Source organism: Mesotoga sp. UBA5847 (assembly GCF_002432735.1).
In the GTDB taxonomy this organism is placed as follows: Bacteria; Thermotogota; Thermotogae; order Petrotogales; family Kosmotogaceae; genus Mesotoga.
Genome location: NZ_DJGL01000074.1, coordinates 1 through 20808 on the forward strand (window position 1 = coordinate 1; position 20808 = coordinate 20808).

A 20808-nucleotide genomic window follows, 5' to 3' on the forward strand; every position below is an offset into this window, starting at 1 on the left:
CCCCTAGAAAGGTTCTCCCTCCCGGCGAAGCCAGCCTTACGTCCCCGGATGGTTGGGGGTGAAATCCCCCTGGGCTACTCACCAATTTGTTCGTACAAACAAACTGTCAGTTTATGTAGTCTTATTACCAGGGAGGTGACTGAATGAAGAAGACATTCTGGGTTTTCGTTGTTGTTTTCTCTCTTCTATCCTATCTATTTGCTTTTAACGTTGGCTATATTGAGCTTGCAGAACTTGAGCCGTTTGTTCTTACGGAGAGTGTAGGAAGTAGAACAAGCAATGTGAACTTCACAGTTCTCTCGAAAAGCAATTCAGAAGAAGTCGCAATTGTCTTGTCCGGCTGGTTGTTCGATCCAGGAAGCGAGAATTCGGAGCGAGAAGTATTCATTCAACTTAGAGGAAATGGGGAGAGTTATGAAAAAAAGATTTCATTGATGAGAGAGGGTATATACTACACAATGAATCCCTTCATTCTCTCGTTTCGAAGAGGTTATACACTCGTGGTAATGGGACTCGAAGTTGATTATGATAAAAATAGGGGGGATGATGCTATAGAACTTGCGTTTGAGGACGTCTCGATTGAAGTTGAGTGGCATAGCGATGTGAGCATTCTTCTCGGGGAGGTTAATGAAGGTCTTTTTACTCAGGTCTCTGCAGTCCTTGAAGAACCTGTATTGTTAGTCAAGGGGGGAGAAAGGCCTACGGGCGGCTACAACATCGTGATAGACGGCGTTTATCTCCACGAAGATAGAACCATTGAAGTAGCTGCGAAACTGCAGACTCCGGGAAGCGGAGATTTCGTTACACAGGCCTTCACTTATCCTCATAAAGCGATAAGAATTCTGGGGCTTCATTCCGGCAATTACGATGTCTCAGTTCGAATGGAAGTGCTCAAGGATGGCGAGGTGATTGATATCTATGAATACAGCTCGTGTTTCACTCTTTACTCGTCAAAGAACTGATCTTTTGTACATAGGCATCGGCATCAAACTTCCTTTTTAGGCCGTTTGAGTTCATATATCTGACTTTTCCGAATACTGAACGCTCCGCCCAAGCTCTGTCGTGTTTTCCGAAGCACCAGAGAATGCCGCTATAACCATTCGGATCTCTACCGTCTAGTTCGTACCTGTCGTTAAGATAGTTCGCCGAGCTGATTGCAGTTTCAGGATCAGGACTCCATTCGAGGATCTTCTTTCCCCAATACATACGCATATAACCGTGCATTTTGCCCTTCGCGACCATTTCTCTCTGTGCTGCGTTCCAGTAAGGATCGTGAGTCATCCCGTCCTCCAGTTCAGAAAGTGAGTATACGTATTCTCGCCTATCACTTCTATGTTCATTGAGTGTCTTCTGAGCCCACGGGGGGAGTGCTTCGAAGGAATCGTACCTGGAGTTATAGAACACGAAATTCATGCTCAGTTCTCTTCTAACAATAAGCTCTTCAAGATAAGCTTCTATTCCCGATGAACCAGACTCCATAACCCTCCTGGCGATCAGACAAGGGGAGATTTGTCCGAAGTGAAGAAATGGACTCATCTCTGATAGACAGTCACAATTGGGGTCATTTCTCTCTTTCTCGAACCTATCTATTTTGGTTTCTAGAAATATCTCAAGTTGTCTATTTGCTTCTTCCTGTCCGCCAGGAAAGTTGCTGACCACGGATGCCGTGTGGTCGATATTTGAAAGGTCCGGATTGTCGAGATCAAATGTGGTCTCAAAGTCGGTTACAGGGTCTCCGGGTTCGAACACGACGGATTCGAAGTCAGTTATGAAATCTTGAAGGCGACTCAACACTCTTGGCCTAAACGTAGCTGCGCTGTATTCCTCCTTATTACTGGCTGCTTTGACAGGAACAACTACGTTGGCTTCGACCGCGATTACCGGGCACGAGGATGCTTTCGCAATTTCCCTTCTCCATGCGATCTGGTGCCTGAGGTATCCAACGTCTGTGACGATCAAAGCACAGTTCCTTGAGGCCCGGGGGACGATTTCTGTTGGATTACCCTCTAGAACAGTGAATCTGATACCCATTTCTTTGAGCTTTGATTTAACGGCCTTGAGCCCGTCAATCATAAAGGAAAAGTTCCTGAGATTTGCAGAGGGGTAATCGGTGTTGAAGACGAAAAGGACTATAAGAGGAAGGCTATTTCTCTTGGCTTCTTGCTTTGCGATCTCGAGTGCGGGGTTTTCTTCGGTTCTTTGAGAGGCCTGCATCCAGTACATAATGAATCTACCTTTGATATCTCGTCTCTTACTCAGGTTATGAATCCTATCACTCTTCATTTTCCGGACCTTCCCTTCCCGGAGTCCGTTATCTCAATCAATTCAGCAGGGTAGGGTTGGAAAAATGTTTGACGAGCAAGATACTCACTGTCAAATGCAACAATGTAAGAACGCAATATGTAGAGAGGAACACTTAGCGGGATTTTTCCGTCTCGATATCTTTCAAGCGTCTCTAGAAAAAACCTCTTCTCAGAAGAAGAGATGTAATTGGAGAAGTAACCAAGCCCATGCATCAAGACGTTTATGTGTGAAGTATGTTTTGGGGGGGTGGACATCATCTTGTAGAAGTGGGATGAATAATCGCTGTATACTTCTTCAATACCTCTTGAATCCATCTTTCCGATTATTCTTCCCATGATTCTCATTTCGTTCTGGTTGTAGGACATGAAGAGCAGCTTGTTATCCGACTGAAAATCAACCAGACCTTTTCTGGTGAGATTTATGGAGAGGTCTCTGAAGCGCGTGACGGTGAATAGAATAGTTAAGAAATGCTCTCTTATTGTGAAATTAGAAAGTCTTCCCTCGTCTTCTATAGGAAGCCCACAGTATCTTTCTAGTACAATGCCTCCAAAAAAACCAGAATCCCTTCCTGAAGAGGCGACTTTCCCTTCTCCTGGATAGACCTTAACATCCTTTATGCCACACGTAGGTGAGGCCGACTTAAGAATGAAGCCATCTACCCTTTCCAGTCCAAAAAAAAACTCTCCGTAAACTCCAAGAGGCGTTCAGTAACGTCAACTCCCGTTAAGGGTTGCACTAGTCTTGTTTCGTTAGATCTGAAAACCATGCGGATGGGCGGCCTAGGAACTCCGAGCCCGATGTCGTATTCCGGACATACGGTCCTGTAATTGACGAACTTCTCCAGCTTCTCCACGAATTTGTTCGGGATCATCTGAGCGTTGTATCTGCAGCTTTCGAAGCCCAGGCACCTGCTCACGACCACTTCGGGTTTGGCTAGTCTCAACACATCGCCCTCCTCGTTTATTCCAGAAAACCGATGATTTCTTTTGCTATCCTTTCAGGTGATTCAAGAAATGGAGCGTGTCCGCTTCCCTCTACTACTTTCAGAATGCTATTGGGAATCTTTTTAGCCAGTGGCTCTCCATGCTCCGCAACTGGGAGAATAATATCATTTTCTCCCCAAAGGATCAGCGTGCTGCATTCGATTTTGCCAAGTTTATCCGATATAGAAGCTGTGTCATCACTGTTTATGAATTCATAAATAAAAGAAGAGGACATGTGGTCCACGAGCGAGAAATATCTGCCGAAAGTCTCAGAACTGAATAAGGATTTGTCTCCCAATCCTTTAGTGTAAAGTAATCTTTGAACCGGAAAAGTTTGGAAATAGAACCTCATAGCGATCCGCGTCATTATCTTGCTTCGCGCAAAGAAACCGGGGAGAATATCTCTATCCCCGTGAATGGAAGAGTCAATGAGAACAAGGCGGTTGACCCTTTCGGGAAAATAGTAGGCGATGTACAAAGAGACCTCTCCTCCAAATGAATGGCCAATCAAATCAGCTTTCTCAATGTTCAATAGGCTCATTAAATCAACCACAAGCTCAGCATAACCCTTTCTTGAATAGTCACCTTTGTTTGAGGCAGTGGACAGCCCAAAACCGGGCAAGTCCAACAAGTAGACTCTTCTATTCGATGAAAGCAGTTTAGCAAGCTCTAGAAAATCAAAATGTGATCCAGCAAAACTATGTATCATTAGAACTGGGTCCCCATCTCCAATAACCTTGAAGAAGACCTCCTCTTGTTCTACCTTCAAATACCTTCCGTCTCTCTCTATTCTTCCGAAATAAATCCTGGCTATGGTAACGCTGAAGATACTGTTGATAACGAGGAGAGCAGCACCTATTAGCAGAATCAAAAAGAGCGCTTTAATCAATTTCATCAGATACACCCCTTCACGGGAAGTATTCAAGCAACAATAATATACCATTTTTTCTTTGCAGATCGTTGGATGGTTACGAATACCGAGTATCTAGGAAAGCAATTCTTCTTTTCGAAGAGCAGTGCTTCTTTCTTTTGGAAGAAGCCACCATTCGAGAACGATTAAGAGAAGCTATTGCCTTTTCTTCTTCTTGCCTAGAAGCTCTACACCTTCCTTGGCACTGAGATTTCCTTCTTCCAATTTCCTGATGATCTTCGAAGCTTCCTGAATTTGGCGATTTGCAAGCTCATATCCGAGACTTGTGACCAGTTACTCCAGTTTGCTTCTTGCAGTGGGATAGGAAATACTTAGCTCCTTCTGGAGTTCAGAGAGATTTCCTCTATTCTTAATGAACACTTTCAGGAAGTCAAGGAGTTCTTCGGGCAGGTAAAGCAGCTCGTCTTGCACAAAGGTCCCGATAATCTTAATCTCGCAGTTCTTAAAGGTATACTCGGTAATTGTAGATATCCGCCGCAGCTGGGACACTTAGCAAGCCGCTTCTTCATCCAGAGTTCTCCATCCGATCGGCAATATGCGTACTGCAAGAGAAAATATCGGTAAACCCGGGAAGAAGTCAATCTTTGGAGAGTCATCAATTCAATAAAGTTCAATAATATTATCTAATAATTGATAAATATATGACAATAACTAATAAGTGCAAATATTGCATAAGCAAAATCTTATTTCTTCTGAATTCTAGATATATTCCAACGATTCGATTTGATGGAGTGTGCGCATGACAGAGAAATGACCATTATTGAAACAATTCCTGAAATTCACCTGGAAAGAAAACTTTAGGTGTTTTCTGCAACGGAGACACGCTTCTGCAAGACAATCCTTGATGTAAATGAATGCGGAGATTCAAACTATTCAATTATCACCTGTCTTGTTTCGACACCCATTCTGAAGACAACTATAGCTGCAAATGTACTGAGAGCAGCCATAAAAATCATTACAACAAATACGCTACCGGTGGCTCCCATTAAAGTGCTGGTGAAATAGGGCGCGATAATTCCTGCTGACCTTGCCACAGCTCCTGAAGTACCGTTTCCAAGGCCACGCATCTCGGTTGGGTATAATTCAGGGGTATAAGCGTATACCATGCCCCAAGCTCCAAGAACGAATAGAGAAATCAGAACGCTGGCGAAAAGAAGAAGCGAAGAGCTGCTTACAAAAGCCATCACAATAGACGATACTGCCATTCCCGCAAAAAAGAATGTGAGAGATGGCCTTCTACCGAACCTCTCTATAAGAAGCGCTGCGGCAAGATATCCTGGAAGTTGCATGATAAGCATGAAAAAGGTGTACCAGAGAGATGAGACTGGGGTGAGCCCTTTCGACATGAAAATCTTTGGAGCCCAAGTATAGATTCCGTAGTACACAAAGCTAACCGAGAACCAGCTTATCCATATCATGATTGTCCTTCTCGCAAGACCGCTTCTAAAAAGCCCCAGAATAGGCTGCTTTGAGCGTTGGTGCATCTCAACTTCCTCATCTATACTCGTCGAAAGAATCTTTTCCAGAGCTGATTTTCCCTTCTTCATGAATTCATATTTTGGACTTTCAGGAAGAAGAAAGGATACGAATATAAGGGGAATACTGAAGAAGGCAAGCAAGTAGTATGACCACTGCCATCCAAGGGATTCCAGCGTTAACATTGTGAATCCGCCTATCAAGATACTTCCAATTGCCCAGCTAGATTCCAGGAGAGCAAGATAAAGGCCCCTGATTCTGATGGACGAGAATTCGGTAAGGTAGGCGTTTACAACAGGTAACAGTCCGCCATAACCAAATCCTGAGAAAAATCTTCCCAGGGAGAACACTCTCATTGAGTTAGAAGCGCCGGTGAGTCCTGTTGCAAATCCGGCGATCAACAAAAGAACAAGATTAGTCCACTTTCTTCCGAATCTATCTGAAATTGCACCGGAGAATAGTGCTCCAAGAAGCATACCTGCAAACACGGAACTCGCCATCATGTTCTGGCTTCCAACAGTTCCTGCGAGATCGTCAACAATAGAAGGAAGAGTCAGGGAGGTAATCATCACCCCTCCGGCCACAAGCATCCACTCCATTGATGTCAAGAGAAGCATTCGTCTTCTTCTACCGGAAGTGATATATTTCTGAATGACTTCGTCTATGTTCATTCGCTCACCCCTCTACTTGGCAAAAAAGCCCTTCTCCTCCAGCATGTTTCTGATACTCTCCAGTACCTCTTCAGAGTCCGCCTCAATAGTGTGAAGGTGGACTCCGTCTTTTGAAAGACTAAGAAGAGGAAGTGCATCTGATGCTTTCAGAGCAGATACAAACCTGTTTAGATGATCTATGCTTGATAGATTAAGCTGACCTTTGAGCTCACCATAGACTGCGTGAATCACGCTGACATCGATTACGCGTCCTCCAGCTCTTATTATTGCTGAAAGTTCATCGTAGATATCCTTTTCCTCGTGTTTTACGGAGACAACCATTCTTAAACTCTTTCTTCCGTCAAGAACATATCCTCTCGGAGTAGAGACGATTCTATAGCCTCTTTCCCTTAGCTCGTCAACATCCTTTACGATCATCTGTCTACTAACGCCTGTTTCAGCTGCCAGAGTCTGTCCCTTTACCGGAACGGTCGAAGCTTCAAGAGTCTCTAAGATGTGTTTGTATCGCGAAGATCTCTCCACCACCTCACCCCCAGCATAAAGCTAATTATAGCAGCTACTTTACAGTAATTCAGTCTAAAAAAATATGTCCGTAAGGACATGTCGTGAATTAAGAATCCACGAAAAACTCTGGTGGCAAGGGACGGAATCGAACCGTCGACACACGGATTTTCAGTCCGCTGCTCTACCTGCTGAGCTACCTCGCCATCAATCTGGTGGAAGCGACAGGGATCGAACCTGTGGCCTTCTGCTTGTAAGGCAGACGCTCTTCCTCTGAGCTACGCTTCCACCTCTGGCGCCCTCACGGGGATTTGAACCCCGGTCGCCGGCGTGAAAGGCCAGTGTCCTAGGCCACTAGACGATGAGGGCCGAAGCACGAATTTATATTACACTATAAACCGTCCCCGGTCAAGAGGTCGATGCTTTTCTTTCGTGGCTTTCGCCCACTACTTTGGGTTCATAATCCGCCTTGGGTAGGGTTTTTTCATGATAGAATCTTGAAGAAAGGGGTGATCGTGATGCCGATTGACTTCAGAATGACAAAAAAAGGGCTGATTCTTCTCATTGACTCTTACAGAACCGTCGATGAATTGAGGCAAGACATCATGAAGAAGTTTGCTGACGCGAAGGATTTCTTTCGTGAAGGAGATGAGATCTCGCTCATGCTTACTCAAGATACAAGCAAACCGGATGACATCGTTAAGATCGTCTCGCTGTTGAGTGATCTTGGTGTCCACGTTAAGGACATACTCGTGGGTAGTATGGAGCAAAAGGATGTGAAAGTCGGTCAGAAGTATGATCTTGTTAGAGAGAAGATTACTGAAGTTCGAGGAGCTCAGATCATTAGGCGTAATCTCAGATCAGGACAGATAGTCGTTCACAATTATGATGTTGTGGTGGTTGGCAATGTTCATCCCGGTGCAGAGGTAATCGCCGGTGGTAGCGTTGTAATATTTGGAAGTGCAAGAGGGGTTGTTAGAGCCGGTTACTCTCAGGGTGAAATCGGGATAATCGCAGCGATCGATTTGCAGCCTTCACTGATCCAAATTGGGAATTTCATAACTCAGGAATACGATCGTTTTGATAAGCCTGCCGTGGCACACGTAAGGACGGGTAGGATAGTAGTTGAAGAGGCGGACAATGTTAAGTTTGAAGTAAAGGGGGAGGCGAATTGAGTTTAGCCAGGTTATTGATTAATCTCTCCAATGCCTTTGGACCTGTGGGATACGAAGATGAAGTCCATTCGGTAATTAGGGAAGCGATAGGTCCGTTTGTGGATGAGACCTATACAGACGAGATTGGAAATCTGATTGCAGTTAAGAAAGGAAGTGGGAAGAGAATAGGCGTATTCACTCATGTTGACGAGGTATCGCTTGTGATTTCGAGAGTCGATGAAAGAGGGTTTGCAAGGTTTGAAGAGCTAGGAGGCGTCGATCCTAAGGTATTGATTTCTCAGAAGGTTAAGATCAGGAGCAGAGATGGAAAGGAAAGATCAGGAGTAATTGGAATGTTGGCTCCCCACCTTCAGAAAAGGGAGACAAGAGGAGAAGTCCCTTCTTTCGATGAGCTCTTCATTGATGCTTCGATTAATCCGGATTATGAGAAGATAGGTGTTGGCGATCTTGCAGTAGTAGACATTTTGGCGTTTGAGATGAACGGCAAGGTTGCTGGGAAAGCTCTTGACGACAGAGCGTGTGCAGCGATTAGCATAGAGACTGCAAGAGAGCTCTCGAAATACAGTACAACTCCTACCGTCTATTTCGTGTTCACAACAAGAGAAGAAGTCGGGGCAATAGGAGCAAAGGGCGCCGCTGAAGCTTTGGAAATCGATCTTGGTGTTGCCATGGACGTTACTCACCATGACAAAGAGAACGATGTCGAACTTGGAAAGGGTCCGGCCTTAACTGTTGGAGGCCCGAATATCCACAAGAAGTACTTTGAGTTACTCGATAAACATGCGAAAGACAATGAAATCAAAGTTCAATATGACTTCAGCTCAGGTAGAACGGGAACTGATGCAGACAATGTCCAAATAGCCGGTACCGGAGTTCCAACGCTTCTGCTTTCTCTCCCTGAAATGTTCATGCACACTCCAGTCGAAGTAGTTCAAGTTAGTGATGTTGCAGGAACGGCCAGATTACTTGCAGGATTTTTCATATCTCTGAAGGGGGCTGAGGAGCAATGAAGCTAGAACGCCTGAAAGACCTTTGCGAACTCCCGGGAATATCAGGTTTTGAGGAAAAAGTCTCTTCCTTCATCAGGAGCATTGTCGAGCCAAGAGTCGATTCGATCTGGACCGATACAGTTGGAAACCTAATCGCGGTGAAAAAGGGGACGGGGAAGAGTTCTAAGAAGCTTATGCTTCTTGCTCATACCGATGAGGTTGGTCTTATGGTGAGGAAGATCAATGAAGACGGCACACTCTCCTTCACCAGTGTAGGAGGAGTCGATCCAAGAGTATTGATGGGTAAAAAGGTTTTGGTGGGAAAGGATTTTGCTCCTGGAGTGATAGGGTTTGAAGCCATACACACTCAGGATCCAACCGCTTTGCTTAAAACACCAAGTATGGGCAAACTGAGAATCTATTTGGGTTATTCAAAGAAGGAAGAGGCTCAGAAGAACCATCGCATTGGCGACCCAGTATTCTTCGATACTCAGTACGAAGAGATTGGCGACTATGCGATTGCGAAATCATTTGACGACAGGACGGGGTGCGAAGTACTAATAAGGATTCTTGAGAGCCTTGAAGGATACCGTCTGGATTTTGATGTCTATTTCGCCTGGGTGGTCCAAGAAGAGGTTGGTCTGAGGGGAAGCGGGGTCGCGGCGAAACAGATAAAGCCGGACGCAGCTCTTGTGTTCGAGAACACTACGGCTGGAGACAACCCGGAGCTTCCTGATTACAGGTGGGCCACAAGTCTTGGAAAAGGCCCCGTCTTAACATTTGCCCACAGTGGATTGGTGCTAGATAAGAGGATACTCGACACAATCGTGGATACTGCTAAGAAAAACTCAATAAAATTCCAGTACAAGAGCAGGATAGCTGGGGGTACTGATGCAGCTAGGCTTGCAAGAGTAATTTCGGGTATACCGTCAGGTGTTATCTCGACTCCTTCGAGATACATACATTCTCCAACTTCTGTAATAAACGTCAATGATTTTCTCGGAGTGGTAAAACTTGCCAGTTTACTAGTTAAGGAAGGGAAGGTGCTGTCTAGATGAAAAAGCTGATTGAGAAACTGGTTACGATTAGTTCTCCCAGTGGTAGGGAGGATGCTATAAGGGAAGCGATCGCCGAAGAGATCAAACCATACGTTGATAGCATGAAGATAGATCCGTTAGGCAATCTTGTTGCTCTGAAGAAAGGAAAGAGTGGTAAGAAGCTGCTATTTGACGGTCACATGGACGAAATCGGTGTCGTGGTCACACATATCGACTCAAATGGTTTTCTCAGGATTGATTCGATAGGTGGGCTGTCTCCATATATGCTTTTGGGTTCGAGATTGATTTTTGAGACAGGAGCATCAGGTGTCGTTGACCTAGAAGGGGAGACGATCAAAGAGCTCGGGGAGACCATCAAGAATCTTGATTTCGACCACATTTTCGTTGACATCGGAGCAATAGATAAGAGTGATGCAGAGAGGAAGGCACCGATCGGGACTTTTGGAACATATGATTCAGAGTTCATCGATCTTGGAAAGAGACTCATCTCGAAATCTATGGACGACAGGATCGCCTGTGCTATTATGATACAGGTCTTGAAAGAGCTAAAGGATCCCAAAGACGATGTTTACTTTGTCTTCGCCGTTCAGGAAGAAGTTGGACTAGTGGGTGCAAGTGTCGCTGCATTTGATATTATGCCAGATATGGCTGTTGCAGTAGATGTTACCGCAGGACCCGACACCCCGAAATCTTTGAAGAGAATGGGATTCAAACTTGGAGAAGGACCTACGATAAAGATAAAGGATCGCGGAAGCATAAGCTCTTCGAGAGTAGTATCTAGATTGAAGGAGATTGCTGAGAAAAAGGAGATTCCCACTCAGTATGAGGTCTTGATTTTTGGAGGCACTGACGCTAGAGGTTACCAGACGACCGGAAGAGGAATAGCCTCAGGAACGGTCTCGGTTCCTTGCAGATACGTGCACTCGCCTCACGAGATGGTTGATTATGATGATGTTATTAATGCGGTTCGTCTGTTAAAGGCACTTGCTGAAGAAGGAGTGGAATGAGAAGAATCACATTTACCAGTGAATCAGCTGAAAGGTGTCAGTTGATTTTTGGGAAGGCTTTTGCTGGAAGACTTCCAGAGTCCCTGAAAATAGTAGACTCTGGTTTTAGAAAGGTCTTTGGCGAAAGACTGGAAGACGAATACTTGATGCCCGGTGGAGAACATGTGAAGTCAGTTGACAGAGTGTTCGAAATATATCAGGTTATAAGGGCTTCGAGAAGAAAAGCAATAACAGCCGTTGGAGGAGGTTCTCTCATCGATCTGGTAGGTTATGCGTCATCAGGTCATACCGATATTGAGAAGCTCTTCCTCTTTCCTACGACGACAGTTAGTCAGGTGATGCCTGCGCTGAAAGGATTCAGGGTGAATTTCGAGTTTGTGAAGGACCTTCTCTCTTTCAACTGTCTCCCGGACAAAGTCTTCATTGATTTTGAGGTCAGTTACAGAGAGTATGCTTGCTCGTCTAAGAGTGTTCTGATCTTTCCTTTGCTGGTTGCCCTTTCGTTTGATAATAGGCTTTTCAAGTATCTTTTTAACGTTGTGGTCTCTGGTAAAGATATCTCTGCTGAGCAATGGGAAGATATTGTTTTCTCGTCAGTGAAAGCTTATCTTAAGGGAATTGAAACTGGCCGATTCGTTGTAGGCACGGAAATTGGAAGGCTTATTGAAACTGCTTCTAGGCTTAAGGCTGGATATGATGCTTCACTTCTATTTGGAGCCATGATGGAATTACGTCTGGCCGAGAAATTTGGTACAGGGGATAGCAGTGTGACAGAAGACTTTTTTAGAGTGGTGAAATTGCTGTGGGACAGTAGATGGTCTTCCAGAATTGATATGTCGTCCTTGGTTGACTTGGTCGAACAGAAAGGTGGTGTAAGAATCAGTACTCCTGACGGAAATCTCGACAAGACTTACTTCGTGGGGTGTTCTGTATTTGAGAGATTTGTCAGGGAAAAGACCTGGAGGGGATTGGAGAATTTTGTATGAGCGAAGTATCGCATGATTATGTTCTGAAGACTCTTATCGTTATCGTTCTTGCATTGTCGGCAGTTGTCATGACGCTTGGAGGATATGCTATTTTTCTCCGGGAGGAAAACAGAAAGTCGGAACTCATAATTGAGGAAATCAGAAGTTCTGTGCTTTCTCAGGGGATCGATCAGCCTGAACAGCCGGACAATCCCGTACAGTTTCCCACAGGAACACAGGTTGTCAGAGAGACAATATCGATTCCAGAGACTCAGAACTTCTTTCTTGAGGTATTCGACTATAGGCGGCTAATACTGAACTCCTTCGACTTTCTTGCAGAAGGTTCCGAGTTTGGTTATGTTGTTGTGGAAGAAGATACAGCATTCAAGTTGTGCGTGGAGAAAGGTCTCGGGAAGTACTTTATCACCAGGGTGGGGGATAGTTTTGGCGTGATGTTTCTGGGGAAGAACCCACTTGACGGACTTTATGACTCAAAGACGGCGTATGGAATTCAACTCGTATCGCACACAGTCTCAGATGGGATAGCACCACAAGTAATGGATCTGAGGAGTGCAGGTTACCCTGCCTTTGTGTATAAGTCAATAACCGCGGACGGGAGAACATTCTATGCAGCTGTTTTAGGGGTTTTCCCTGATGCGGCAGCGGCCAGAGAGTACTCTTCATCAGTCGACGTTCAGGCACTCCAGAGGATAACGGGCTGGAATATCACTGACAGGTTTCCGAGGCAGTTGAGATGAGGAAGATTTCGGTCAAGGAGTTACAGATAATCGGATCAATTGTGATACTAGTGATCATGGGGTTTGTGGCCCTCTCAGGGTATAGCGGTAGCAACACAATGGCCATCGGTGAAAACTCTGATAAATCGAAGTCGGTTAGCTTCCCTATTGATTTGAACTCTTGCTCGGAGAAGGAGCTGGAGCTGTTGCCGGGGATAGGCCCTGCCAAGGCTCGAGCAATAGTCGATTACAGAGCTACGTCCGGTCCGTTTTTTTCCATTGACGATCTTCTTCTTGTCAGGGGAATTGGTGAAAAGACCCTGAGTAACTTGAGAGAAATGGTGACCGTTTCCGGTCAGCTGTATTCCAACGCAGAAGGAGTGGTTTTAATCGACATAAACACGGCTTCCTCTCAGTCTCTTCAGAAAATTCCAGGAATCGGTGAAGCTAAGGCAGCTGCTATAATCGAATACAGGGAACTCAAGGGACCCATAATAACTGAGGAAGACCTTCTCAATGTACCTGGAATCGGACCTTCCATACTTCCTGAAATCCTTGCTGCCATTATTCCTCTTATCGGGGCTGAAGAACAATCCGGTTCGAGAAAGGTGAATGTTAATAACGCAGATGTGGAAGACCTCTGTAAGCTTCCAGGCATCGGGCCCGTACTTGCTCAGAGAATAGTTGAGGCGCGTGCTCATTTCGGTCCATTTCGTTCGTGCGATGATCTGGCTAAGGTAAGTGGAATTGGTGATAAGACCATTGCCAGTTTGAAGGAGCTGGTTGAGTTTTGAATCTGCTTCATGTTTGCTGCGCACCGGATCTAGTTAGTTCTGTTTTGAGGAGAGAGGAACTGAAGCATTCAATGCTGCTTTTCTATAATCCGAATATCTATCCTGAAGAAGAGTTCTTCAAAAGATATCATGCTTTCCGAAGAGTCTGTCAAGAAATGGGAGTTGAGTGTCCTGAACCAGACTACAGCCCCGAGGACTTCTCTGCTATTCATGATTCCTTTGAAGATGAGCCGGAAGGGGGCATGAGATGTACGAAATGTATAGAATTAAGGCTGAGAAAGGCAGCGGAAGCTGCAAAATCCTTAGGTGCCAAGAGCTTCAGTACCACGCTTCTTGCAAGCCCCCAGAAGCCAATTTATCTGATCTGTCAGATTGGGCAGAAAGTTTCGGAATCGTTTGATTTGGAGTTCATTTCGGAAAACCTAAGACTAGAAAGGGGAAAGCTAAATCAGTTTTTGGGTAATGTCTATGTCCAGAATTACTGTGGCTGCAAATCTAGTCTCAACGAAATTGTCCAGACCAGAGAGATCAAGAAAAGGAGAGATAAAGAGGCGCTAGAGAGAGACTTTTCATGCTTCGCCGATCTCTGGAGATTCAGAGGTGCCGTAATTTCTCGAAGCAGCATCCCCGTTGAAGAGGTCTCCGTGTTGAAAGAGCTGATAACTCTCATTAAGCCTTGTGCACTTCTTGATGATGTCGAAGATGTTTCACTACAAGGCAAAAGATGGTTGAAAACCGGGAGTTACAACTGCCGGATAATCAGGGAGAAGAAGTAATGGATACTCTGGCAAAAAGAATCAGATCACTGGGGGAAGAGTGTGGCATGGTCTTTCGCCTGGTCGACGAAAAAGGAATTCCTTATGATGGGGATTTGGAATTTGATATCCCTCAGCTCATAATAGCGCTTTCAAAAGCTACGGGTTCGAGAAGCTCAACGGTTGTGAATGGGACGCAGATTACCGCTCTATATCTTGATGGAATTAGAAAGAGTTCTTATCTCATAGTGCTCGGTGAGTTCCTTGAAGACAACGCATATAGGCTTTTGAAAACGGTTATCGAGTCCCATGAGGCGAACCTGTGATTGAATTCACTTTGAAACCTGCGGGTCTAATTGATCTTGATTCGACACTTGACTGTGGTCAGACTTTTCGATGGCGAAAAGAAGGAGACTGGTGGAAGGGAGTTGTTCGAGATACAGTTCTCTTCCTGAAAGAGAACTCAGATGGAATTATTGTCAGATCTTCCTCCAAATCTTTGCTCGGAAAAGATATCTATGAGGAAATTGGGAACTACCTTGGACTTGGAGATAATCTGGAGGAGATTCACTCAATAATTCTGGAAAGACTGAAGTGTTTTGATCAAAGGGTTAGAATCGTGTCTGAAAAGGCTCTCAAGGAAGCCGAAGGATTGAGAATACTTAGGCAAGATCCTTTTGAGATGGTTGTGGAGTATATTCTCTCAACTAGAAACAGCATTCCTATGATTCGATGGATGAGCGACAAACTATCGGAACTCTTTCCCGAAAACAGGATCGATCTATGTCAGGAGAGTTACTACACGTTTCCTTCATTGGAGCAGGCCAAGGGAATCTCAGCAGAAGCTCTGACCGAGCTCAAAATCGGTTTCAGGGTTCCGTGGCTTATGAAACTCTTTTCAGACATAGAGACAGAAGGGTATTTCTCACGGCTTTCTTCACTGGCTGCCGAAGACTTGCTCGAAGAATTGATGAAGCATGACGGCATTGGTTACAAGGTAGGTAGCTGTGTAATGCTCTTTGCCTACGGTAAGCTGAGCGCCTTCCCGGTAGATATCTGGGTGAGCAGAGTGATGAAAGATCTGTTCGCGCTGGACGGTTCAACAAAGAAGGTAATGCAGTTTGGAATGGATTCCTTCTTTCCTTATGGAGGGTACTATCAAGAAGCACTATTCAGGTACTATAGAACTCACAAACTAGGAAGAGAGAAGAAATGAGGATAAATGTTATCGGTGGAGGACTGGCCGGTTCTGAAGTTGCTTTGAGCCTCGCGGATTTCGGAAAAGAGGTAATGATTTTTGAGATGAGACCTGCCAGGAAAACCGATGTTCATCAATCGGAAGACTTTGCGGAACTAGTATGCAGCAACTCTTTGAAATCTAAGTCACTGGACAATGCATCGGGCCTGTTGAAGGAAGAGGGTTTGCTAATTGGCTCCCGACTTCTGGAAGCCGCCCACCGTCATAGAGTACCTGCCGGAAAGGCTTTGGCAGTAAACAGAGAGACCTTTGCAAGAGAGATCACTAGGAGGATAGAGAACCACCCACTTATCAGTGTTCGGAGAGAAGAGGTGTGCCAGCTAGACATCTCCGGGTCAGTCAATATAGTGTGTACCGGCCCACTAACTTCTGAATGCCTTGAGAATTATCTAGGTGAACTGTTTGGCAACGCACTCTTTTTCTTTGATGCTGTAGCTCCAATAGTCGCTTCGGATTCGGTAAACTTCGAGAGAGCCTTTGTTGCTGACAGATATTCCGACACCGGAGACTACGTGAACTGCCCTCTTACGATTGAGGAGTACGAAGTTTTCTGGAAGGAGATTGTATCGGCAGAAGTTTTGGAGATCGAAAACTTCTCGGATCGATTTCTCTTCGAACGCTGCCAGCCTGTTGAAGAGATAGCGCGAAGCGGAAAAGAAGCTCTGAGATTTGGTCCAATGAAGCCGGTGGGACTGACCGATCCTGCAACGGGAGAAGAACCTTTTGCGGTTGTTCAGCTTAGAAAGGAAAATCTATCAGGTTCACTTTTAAGTCTTGTTGGGTTTCAAACGAGGCTGAAATGGAGCGAGCAGAAGAGAATCCTAGGACTTATCCCAGCTCTAAGGAACGCCGACATTGCCAGATATGGAGTAATGCACAGGAACACCTTCCTCGATTCACCCAAGCTTCTGAATCCCGATCTTCAGTCCAAAGATTACCAAGGGCTGTTCTTTGCAGGACAGATTTGCGGTCTTGAAGGATACGTGGAGGCAATAGTCTCCGGAAGGCTTGTGGCAATCAATGTCAATCGATTTGTTGACGGTCGCAGAACGTTAATTCCTCCGAAGGAGACAATGCTTGGAGGGCTGGTCAACCATGTAACAGTATCTGGCAGGAGTCCCTTAAGACCAGTATATGCGAATTTTGGTCTTCTACCGGAGATAAGGATGAGAGATAAGAGAGAGAAGAATAGAAGAAAGGTATTAAGAGCGCAAGAGCAGATGGAGGATTTCCTGAAAGAGGTGAGAAAGTGATATACAGAAGCAAACCCGTCTTTTCGAGTAGACCGTGGGGTGATAGTGATTTGAACACCATCTACGGAGTAGATTCTGAAGAACCGATAGGAGAAGTTTGGCTTCTGTCAGATACAGCTAATATGAAGACCAGTCTTGAGTCAAGCTCTTCAAGACTGAATCCTGAAGATGTTACTGAAGAGCTTTGTGGACGAGCTTTGCCTAGGTTTCCTTTGATGGTTAAATATATCTCGGCAAAGGAATGGCTTTCAGTCCAAGTTCATCCTGATGATGAATTTGCCCGTCGCATTGAAGGAGAACCATGGGGTAAGAGCGAATGCTGGTATTTCTTAACAAATGGTCAGGTGCTTGCAGGCTTAAAGAAAAAAACCGAGACAATCGACATCAGAGAGAAAGACCTGAATCACATCAGTCTTAATAAGGGAGATCTTCTGGCTTTGCCTGCAGGTGTCGTACACGCAATAGGGCCGAGTTCTAAGCTGATCGAGATTCAGCAGAACAGTGACACAACGTACAGGCTCTTCGACTGGAACAGGGGTCGGGATCTTCATCTTGACAAGGCAATCAAAGTAATTAAGCCGTCTGTTAATCCAGAATACTGTAAGAACATGAAGAGTTTTCAGTGGAAATACTTTTCGATAGAGAAGACAGTGACATTCTCCGGTACTGGAATATGTGTCACAATTGAGGAAAGACCTAATCTATATGTGGTTATCAATGATAATGTTGAATCCCAAATGCCATTTCTTGCTATCACTTTGGGACCATTTTGGAGTGAGGACTTGTGAAGCACATTTTGGTTCTTGCCTTTATATTGACCGTTTCAGCTCTTGCCTTTTCTGTTGACAAAACGGATTTGCTTCTTTCGAAGAACTACCTTATGGATATACAATCACTTGACAGCAGAGATTTGGAAACGAAGGCTTATCTTACGTTAGCCGTGGGTCTGAAGTACAGAGAGACTATCCAACCAAACTACAAGGTTTGGTTTAGTAATCTCTATTCAGAGCTTCAAGGAGAGGTACTTCCTCCGTACCTTCAGGAAGCCATCGAGGTGGTCTACCAGTTAGTCGCTGTTTCAACTGTCTCCGCGTTGAATATGCTCTATTCGTCTGAAAGCGAGGACCATCTCTTGAAGGCGGTATCTCTGAGAGCCTTCTTCTATGATTGGGTTGATACAAGAGACCCGAGATCGGCAAAGCAGATCGCGGAGACGGCAAATGAGTTGATTGACGCTCGACCCGGGCAGTATTTCCCATACAAAGCTTTGCTGGAGTTGTATTCCAGCATCGGCTCAATGGATATTGAAAGGTTAATGGAAATCCGAGAAACGGTATTCTCTGAAAACCTTCAGGGACTGCTCGGAGACGATCTCATCGAAAGCGAATTTGTCTCAGGGCTTACAGAGATGGTTATAGAGGACTTTTCGAGGCTGGAAACAGAGGATCCACTTTCAAGCTATTATGTGGCGATGTCCTATCTGCAACTTGGTGAAGTACCTCAAGCTTGGGAGATCTTAGACTCCCTCGATCTAAATCAGATTCCTCCCAGATTTGCGTCTAATGCTTCGATGGTAATTGGAGACATTTACCTTGAAGATGGTAACTTTGAAGAAGCAATTGAGCGCTATCAGGAGGCAGTACGTTTTTGGCCGAACAACTCAAGGGCTATTAGGAATCTTGGAATGGCCTATTATGAGACGAAAGATCGAGACTACTATGATTTAGCTAGGTTCTATCTTCAGCTGAGTGGATTCGAAGATTATGATTATGCAGTAAGTTCTGCACTGAAGGAGTTAAGGCGAAGAGTAATCTTTGAACTGGCGCTTGTTACAGTAGTCCCGCTTACTGCCGTAGTAGTCCTAGGGCTCTTTCTGTTAGAATACTTTAGTAGAAAGAGAAAGAGTTCACAAGAGAGAAAGGCGATGAAAGAAGACGGAGGAAATGATGAGAATTGATGTTCTTGACAAAGGGTTCGTCGAGCTTGTAGACCGAATGGGAGATGACTACTCAGCGGTTCAGGCAGCTAGAGTAAGTTATGGTAAGGGCTTAACTAGCAAAGATAGAGATGATCGCCTAATTCGTTATTTGATGGAGCATGGTCACCACTCCCCTTTTGAACACATAGTGTTCAAGTTCCACTTGAAGCTACCGATTTTCGTTATGAGACAGCTCGTGAGACACAGAATAGCGTCAATAAATGAGCGAAGCGGAAGATATACTGAGTTCTCTGATGAGTGGTATCTGCCCGATTCCATAAGGACTCCAGACGGCGAAAACAAACAGGGTTCAGTGGAATGTGCAGATAAGGCAATCACTCAAAAGGCGATTGCAATAATCGGAGAAGCCTATAAGAACGCTTTTGTCGCTTATAGTAGGCTCATAGAAATGGGCGTTGCAAAAGAGATGGCGAGAATTGTACTTCCCACATCTATGTACACAGAGGCGTACTGGACTATCAATGGAAGGTCGATTATGAATTTCCTAAATCAGAGAGCAGATTCTCATGCTCAGCCAGAAATCCAACTGTATGCTAGTGCAATCGCAGAGATTTTCGAAGCTAAATGTCCGGTAGTATATGATGCTTTCATCAGGTACAACTACACAGGTGATCTTCTGAATAAGGAGGTTAGGGGATGAGACTTGCCAATATCATCCGGTTACTTGATTGCGAGATACTGAATAATGTAACTGAAGATCCTGAAATAGAGTCGGTAGGAGCTGCAGATCTGATGAGTGATGTGCTTGCTTTTGGAGGACCTGGAATGATTCTGGTAACAGGCCTGAACTCTCCTCAATGTGTTAGAACTGCCTCAGTGGTTGGAGCCGCTGCAGTGTTGATAATAAGGAAAAGAAATGTTCCTGAGACCACGATTCATCTGGCTCAAGAGCTTGAGATGCCTTTGATTCACGCGAGAATGTCGATGTACAGGGCTTGCGGAATTCTTTATAGAGAGGGTCTTGGAGATTCACTCGAAGAAGGGAAGAACTTTGACTGAACGAAGTGTTGACGACCTCCTTGATAAGTTAAGAGGGTTATTTGTAGATATAACGGCAAAAGACATAATGTTGAAGAGCGTTATCACGCTTACCAAAGATAGAACGATGTGGCAGGCGAAAGAACTGATGAGGATCTGCAAGATATCAGGAGTTCCCATTACCGATGCCGATAACCAGCTGGAAGGCATAGTGAGTATAGAGGACATTATTGTTGCTCTGGAGGGCAACTACATAACTGATTCGATTGAAAAGCATATGACAAGGGATTTAGTTACACTCTCTCCAGAGATGAATCTTGAGGCACTGATTGAAAAGTTCAACAGATATAGATACGGGAGATTCCCGGTTGTTGATTCCGAAGGGAAGCTCATCGGAATAATTACAAAGAAGGATATTATCGGAGCCATTCTTGATAAATTCAGGCTAATCTATGTTCACGATACCCGACGAAGGGAAGTTCTGGAGAGAAGCGTTGACTGGTTTGATAAGTCTCTTATTTCGGGAGATGCCGTTGAGAAAAAGAGTGCTGACTTCGTATTCCATATTGATTATTCGGAAATTGACATGGCCGGAGTTGGATCTGCGAAACTGAAGAGCTATCTGAAGACGCTTACAGAGGACGACAATCTGATACGGAGAGTATCAATCGCCTGTTATGAAGCTGAAGTGAACGTCGTAATTCATAGCGGTAGCGAAGGTTATATCTTCGCCTGGTACGATGAGGCCCTGGTAAGAGTGAGAGTTGAAGACTATGGAAGAGGTATTGAAAACGTGGAGCAGGCAATCAAGGAAGGATTCTCCACGGCGTCTGATCACATTCGCGAGCTGGGTTTTGGAGCGGGGATGGGCCTTCCGAACATGAGAAGGTACTCAGACAAAATGGTTGTAGTATCTGAGGCGGGAAAAGGGGTTGTGGTTGAAATGCACTTCTATCGAAATGGGAGGAAATGAC

Annotated in this window: 24 protein-coding genes and 3 tRNA genes; 17 read left to right on the plus strand and 10 right to left on the minus strand. The window is 44.9% G+C overall.

The features are described from left to right. Positions 1 to 143: 143 nt before the first annotated feature. Positions 144 to 962 (plus strand): protease complex subunit PrcB family protein, encoded by an 819-nt coding sequence (locus B3K91_RS08320; RefSeq protein WP_214060964.1) that lies wholly within the window; start codon positions 144 to 146, stop codon positions 960 to 962. On the opposite strand, the gene B3K91_RS08325 is transcribed toward B3K91_RS08320, so the two are convergent. From B3K91_RS08325 to B3K91_RS08370, 10 genes are all read right to left on the minus strand, one after another. Further along, on the minus strand, positions 937 to 2283 hold the full coding sequence (locus tag B3K91_RS08325; protein WP_292593216.1) for a deoxyribodipyrimidine photo-lyase: 1347 nt from the start codon (positions 2281 to 2283) through the stop codon (positions 937 to 939). The two genes, B3K91_RS08320 and B3K91_RS08325, sit on opposite strands and share 26 nt — an antisense overlap. Continuing rightward, complete coding sequence (locus tag B3K91_RS08330) at positions 2280 to 2669, minus strand: YbgA family protein (protein ID WP_292593218.1); 390 nt, start codon at positions 2667 to 2669, stop codon at positions 2280 to 2282. Before B3K91_RS08330 ends, B3K91_RS08325 begins: the two co-directional genes overlap by 4 nt. A gap of 290 nt (positions 2670 to 2959) precedes the next feature. Beyond that, a complete protein-coding gene (locus B3K91_RS08335; RefSeq protein WP_292593220.1) occupies positions 2960 to 3247 on the minus strand; it encodes a DUF523 domain-containing protein in 288 nt (95 codons plus the stop codon). Positions 3248 to 3264: 17 nt separating this feature from the next. Beyond that, on the minus strand, positions 3265 to 4182 hold the full coding sequence (locus B3K91_RS08340; protein WP_292594630.1) for an alpha/beta fold hydrolase: 918 nt from the start codon (positions 4180 to 4182) through the stop codon (positions 3265 to 3267). 309 nt (positions 4183 to 4491) lie between these two features. Next, on the minus strand, positions 4492 to 4707 hold the full coding sequence (locus tag B3K91_RS08345; RefSeq protein WP_243392211.1) for a DUF2089 family protein: 216 nt from the start codon (positions 4705 to 4707) through the stop codon (positions 4492 to 4494). A gap of 380 nt (positions 4708 to 5087) precedes the next feature. Further along, positions 5088 to 6365: an MFS transporter gene (locus tag B3K91_RS08350; protein ID WP_292590330.1), complete on the minus strand. Its 1278-nt coding sequence runs from the start codon at positions 6363 to 6365 to the stop codon at positions 5088 to 5090. 12 nt (positions 6366 to 6377) lie between these two features. Continuing rightward, on the minus strand, positions 6378 to 6890 hold the full coding sequence (locus B3K91_RS08355; protein ID WP_214060682.1) for a 3H domain-containing protein: 513 nt from the start codon (positions 6888 to 6890) through the stop codon (positions 6378 to 6380). 106 nt (positions 6891 to 6996) lie between these two features. Then, positions 6997 to 7072: transfer RNA gene (locus B3K91_RS08360), tRNA-Phe, on the minus strand. Positions 7073 to 7079: 7 nt separating this feature from the next. Continuing rightward, positions 7080 to 7154: transfer RNA gene (locus tag B3K91_RS08365), tRNA-Val, on the minus strand. 5 nt (positions 7155 to 7159) lie between these two features. After that, a tRNA-Glu gene (locus B3K91_RS08370) sits at positions 7160 to 7235 on the minus strand. A gap of 149 nt (positions 7236 to 7384) precedes the next feature. Here B3K91_RS08370 and minC point away from each other — a divergent pair. The 16 genes from minC to B3K91_RS08450 are packed head-to-tail and all read left to right on the plus strand — an operon-like array spanning position 7385 to position 20807. Further along, positions 7385 to 8041, plus strand: a complete 657-nt coding sequence (gene minC, locus B3K91_RS08375; RefSeq protein ID WP_099828751.1) for a septum site-determining protein MinC — start codon at positions 7385 to 7387, stop codon at positions 8039 to 8041. Beyond that, the gene (locus B3K91_RS08380) at positions 8038 to 9051 is read left to right on the plus strand and encodes a M20/M25/M40 family metallo-hydrolase (RefSeq protein ID WP_214079197.1); all 1014 of its coding nucleotides are present in this window, start codon (positions 8038 to 8040) and stop codon (positions 9049 to 9051) included. Before minC ends, B3K91_RS08380 begins: the two co-directional genes overlap by 4 nt. Beyond that, a complete protein-coding gene (locus B3K91_RS08385; RefSeq protein ID WP_292590332.1) occupies positions 9048 to 10088 on the plus strand; it encodes a M42 family metallopeptidase in 1041 nt (346 codons plus the stop codon). Before B3K91_RS08380 ends, B3K91_RS08385 begins: the two co-directional genes overlap by 4 nt. Beyond that, positions 10085 to 11095 carry a M42 family metallopeptidase gene (locus B3K91_RS08390; protein WP_292590333.1) on the plus strand — a complete coding sequence of 337 codons (1011 nt, stop codon included), beginning with the start codon at positions 10085 to 10087 and terminating at the stop codon, positions 11093 to 11095. Before B3K91_RS08385 ends, B3K91_RS08390 begins: the two co-directional genes overlap by 4 nt. Then, complete coding sequence (locus B3K91_RS08395) at positions 11092 to 12081, plus strand: 3-dehydroquinate synthase (protein ID WP_292590334.1); 990 nt, start codon at positions 11092 to 11094, stop codon at positions 12079 to 12081. Before B3K91_RS08390 ends, B3K91_RS08395 begins: the two co-directional genes overlap by 4 nt. Then, positions 12078 to 12818 carry an SPOR domain-containing protein gene (locus B3K91_RS08400; RefSeq protein WP_214060889.1) on the plus strand — a complete coding sequence of 247 codons (741 nt, stop codon included), beginning with the start codon at positions 12078 to 12080 and terminating at the stop codon, positions 12816 to 12818. Before B3K91_RS08395 ends, B3K91_RS08400 begins: the two co-directional genes overlap by 4 nt. Continuing rightward, positions 12815 to 13591, plus strand: coding sequence for a ComEA family DNA-binding protein (locus B3K91_RS08405; protein WP_292593223.1), 777 nt, complete (start codon positions 12815 to 12817; stop codon positions 13589 to 13591). The genes B3K91_RS08400 and B3K91_RS08405 overlap by 4 nt, the downstream gene beginning before the upstream one ends. Next, positions 13588 to 14367: an epoxyqueuosine reductase QueH gene (locus B3K91_RS08410; RefSeq protein WP_292590336.1), complete on the plus strand. Its 780-nt coding sequence runs from the start codon at positions 13588 to 13590 to the stop codon at positions 14365 to 14367. Before B3K91_RS08405 ends, B3K91_RS08410 begins: the two co-directional genes overlap by 4 nt. Beyond that, positions 14367 to 14672, plus strand: coding sequence for a hypothetical protein (locus B3K91_RS08415; RefSeq protein ID WP_214060892.1), 306 nt, complete (start codon positions 14367 to 14369; stop codon positions 14670 to 14672). The genes B3K91_RS08410 and B3K91_RS08415 overlap by 1 nt, the downstream gene beginning before the upstream one ends. After that, complete coding sequence (locus B3K91_RS08420; RefSeq protein ID WP_292590337.1) at positions 14669 to 15562, plus strand: DNA-3-methyladenine glycosylase family protein; 894 nt, start codon at positions 14669 to 14671, stop codon at positions 15560 to 15562. The genes B3K91_RS08415 and B3K91_RS08420 overlap by 4 nt, the downstream gene beginning before the upstream one ends. Continuing rightward, positions 15559 to 16857, plus strand: coding sequence for a methylenetetrahydrofolate--tRNA-(uracil(54)-C(5))-methyltransferase (FADH(2)-oxidizing) TrmFO (gene trmFO, locus B3K91_RS08425; protein ID WP_292590338.1), 1299 nt, complete (start codon positions 15559 to 15561; stop codon positions 16855 to 16857). Before B3K91_RS08420 ends, trmFO begins: the two co-directional genes overlap by 4 nt. Continuing rightward, a complete protein-coding gene (locus B3K91_RS08430) occupies positions 16854 to 17645 on the plus strand; it encodes a type I phosphomannose isomerase catalytic subunit (RefSeq protein WP_214079205.1) in 792 nt (263 codons plus the stop codon). The genes trmFO and B3K91_RS08430 overlap by 4 nt, the downstream gene beginning before the upstream one ends. Continuing rightward, complete coding sequence (locus B3K91_RS08435; RefSeq protein ID WP_292590339.1) at positions 17642 to 18814, plus strand: tetratricopeptide repeat protein; 1173 nt, start codon at positions 17642 to 17644, stop codon at positions 18812 to 18814. Before B3K91_RS08430 ends, B3K91_RS08435 begins: the two co-directional genes overlap by 4 nt. Then, positions 18804 to 19496 carry an FAD-dependent thymidylate synthase gene (thyX, locus tag B3K91_RS08440; protein ID WP_292593225.1) on the plus strand — a complete coding sequence of 231 codons (693 nt, stop codon included), beginning with the start codon at positions 18804 to 18806 and terminating at the stop codon, positions 19494 to 19496. Before B3K91_RS08435 ends, thyX begins: the two co-directional genes overlap by 11 nt. Further along, the gene (locus B3K91_RS08445; protein WP_292594634.1) at positions 19493 to 19855 is read left to right on the plus strand and encodes a hypothetical protein; all 363 of its coding nucleotides are present in this window, start codon (positions 19493 to 19495) and stop codon (positions 19853 to 19855) included. The genes thyX and B3K91_RS08445 overlap by 4 nt, the downstream gene beginning before the upstream one ends. Then, the gene (locus B3K91_RS08450) at positions 19848 to 20807 is read left to right on the plus strand and encodes a CBS domain-containing protein (protein ID WP_214060630.1); all 960 of its coding nucleotides are present in this window, start codon (positions 19848 to 19850) and stop codon (positions 20805 to 20807) included. Before B3K91_RS08445 ends, B3K91_RS08450 begins: the two co-directional genes overlap by 8 nt. Position 20808: the final 1 nt, after the last annotated feature.

Bases quoted from the DNA above. Each gene is read 5' to 3' on its own strand.
- trmFO (WP_292590338.1), top strand. From the start codon at position 15,559: ATGAGGATAAATGTTATCGGTGGAGGACTGGCCGGTTCTGAAGTTGCT.
- B3K91_RS08445 (WP_292594634.1), top strand. From the start codon at position 19,493: ATGAGACTTGCCAATATCATCCGGTTACTTGATTGCGAGATACTGAAT.
- B3K91_RS08405 (WP_292593223.1), top strand. From the start codon at position 12,815: ATGAGGAAGATTTCGGTCAAGGAGTTACAGATAATCGGATCAATTGTG.
- B3K91_RS08385 (WP_292590332.1), top strand. From the start codon at position 9,048: ATGAAGCTAGAACGCCTGAAAGACCTTTGCGAACTCCCGGGAATATCA.
- minC (WP_099828751.1), top strand. From the start codon at position 7,385: ATGCCGATTGACTTCAGAATGACAAAAAAAGGGCTGATTCTTCTCATT.
- B3K91_RS08350 (WP_292590330.1), bottom strand. From the start codon at position 6,365: ATGAACATAGACGAAGTCATTCAGAAATATATCACTTCCGGTAGAAGA.
- B3K91_RS08320 (WP_214060964.1), top strand. From the start codon at position 144: ATGAAGAAGACATTCTGGGTTTTCGTTGTTGTTTTCTCTCTTCTATCC.
- B3K91_RS08400 (WP_214060889.1), top strand. From the start codon at position 12,078: ATGAGCGAAGTATCGCATGATTATGTTCTGAAGACTCTTATCGTTATC.
- B3K91_RS08330 (WP_292593218.1), bottom strand. From the start codon at position 2,669: ATGTCCTACAACCAGAACGAAATGAGAATCATGGGAAGAATAATCGGA.
- B3K91_RS08395 (WP_292590334.1), top strand. From the start codon at position 11,092: ATGAGAAGAATCACATTTACCAGTGAATCAGCTGAAAGGTGTCAGTTG.
- B3K91_RS08415 (WP_214060892.1), top strand. From the start codon at position 14,367: ATGGATACTCTGGCAAAAAGAATCAGATCACTGGGGGAAGAGTGTGGC.
- B3K91_RS08340 (WP_292594630.1), bottom strand. From the start codon at position 4,182: ATGAAATTGATTAAAGCGCTCTTTTTGATTCTGCTAATAGGTGCTGCT.
- B3K91_RS08325 (WP_292593216.1), bottom strand. From the start codon at position 2,283: ATGAAGAGTGATAGGATTCATAACCTGAGTAAGAGACGAGATATCAAA.
- thyX (WP_292593225.1), top strand. From the start codon at position 18,804: ATGAGAATTGATGTTCTTGACAAAGGGTTCGTCGAGCTTGTAGACCGA.
- B3K91_RS08390 (WP_292590333.1), top strand. From the start codon at position 10,085: ATGAAAAAGCTGATTGAGAAACTGGTTACGATTAGTTCTCCCAGTGGT.